Here is a 1,272-nt window from a genome sequence, read left to right as displayed (position 1 = left end):
TGGCCTTTCTACTTGCGCGATCGCCTGAATGATAGGCAATCTCTCATAGGTATATTCAGAGTAAGCTTTCTCCCAAGTAGCCCTAAGTCGGAGGTCGCCGTATTGGGCTTTTATCTCCAGATGAGATGTCCCCAGTTGGGTGAAAAACTTCCGGTATTGACGAACTGTCTGTAGCTGTGTCATAATCAACCTCGTTAGCATATTTTTCCTGGACTAAAGCCTCTAGGTCTTCTTCCCAAGCTTTAATCTCTGGTGTTTTTGATATACAAACTTTATTATTTTTTTTAGACTCTGGCTCAGGTGCTGCTTCGGTATCTGAGCCAGAGTCATTTTCATCTATAAACTCATCTATTAAAGCTTCAAGTAAATCTTCAGCGCTAGAACCATATAGGTCGGCTTTTCGTCTGAGTTTGTCCCACTTCTTCTTACTAACTTTGACTTTCACTTTTTCCTCTTCCTTTATTGGATTAACTAAAAAATTAATTAACCCAGCAGTAATTTTTTTTCCAGTGGTTTTGCTATATTCAAGAACCCACTTCCAAGACTGGACAATGTCAGGCTGTCCAAAGCCATCTTTCAAAAAAGTTTTGGATAAAGCTATACATTGACTGACGTTAGTAGGTATTTGATGAAATTCATTGCAGAGTAATTCCCAACCAATTTGAGCGGCATAAATAGTCTCTAAAGCTCGGTAAGTTGATTTAGGGTAAAATTTCTCACAATATTCTTTGAAAGAGTAAACTTTTTTCTCTTCATACAATCTTTTGTATCTAATAGCGCCTAGTATCATGCCTTCACGGATATAAGCATGGACTTGTTGAAACAAGTCTTTTTCAGCGTCTTTAAATGTTGCTTTAAGGTGGTTTCCAGCTTCACAAATATATTCATGCCAAGCATTGATAAAAACTTGTGACCAACTAGCCATTTCCAGCTCTTCGCTGGGAAATTCAAACCCCATTTGTTGATCGGGCGATTGTCGGGGGTACATAAAGTAAGAAAAAGTCAGGTTATTAAGTAAGGGGTGAGGTTAGGAGATAAAACCCCTCACCCCGGTAGATACCATTAATCATCTATTGAGAAATAGACGGCTATGTCAACTAGTAGATAGAAATTAATCGTTTGGACGCTTTGGTTGGGCATCACCTCCCAACAGTAAAAGATGTGACACATTACCCATCTCGGAGCAAATCTCCCTATCAGCAAGTAGGGTATTAAAGTTAAAAACTCACATCAAACTACACAAAGAACAACTTAAAAAAACTCGCAGAAAAT

General features: G+C 38.6%; 1 protein-coding gene. It reads right to left on the bottom strand.

Annotated features, from left to right (window positions below):
- Positions 1–82: 82 nt before the first annotated feature.
- A complete protein-coding gene (locus tag F6K15_RS37935; protein ID WP_293071263.1) occupies positions 83–925 on the bottom strand; it encodes a hypothetical protein in 843 nt (280 codons plus the stop codon).
- Between the last annotated feature and the right edge of the window lie 347 nt (positions 926–1,272).

Origin of the sequence: Okeania sp. SIO2B3 (genome assembly GCF_010672525.1) — a bacterium.
In the GTDB taxonomy this organism is placed as follows: Bacteria; Cyanobacteriota; Cyanobacteriia; order Cyanobacteriales; family Microcoleaceae; genus Okeania.
Note: the sequence above shows the minus strand (reverse complement) of the source record. Positions and strands in the feature narration are given on the sequence as shown.

Coding starts and splice junctions, on each gene's coding strand:
- F6K15_RS37935 (WP_293071263.1), bottom strand. CDS start 925: ATGGCTAGTTGGTCACAAGTTTTTATCAATGCTTGGCATGAATATATT.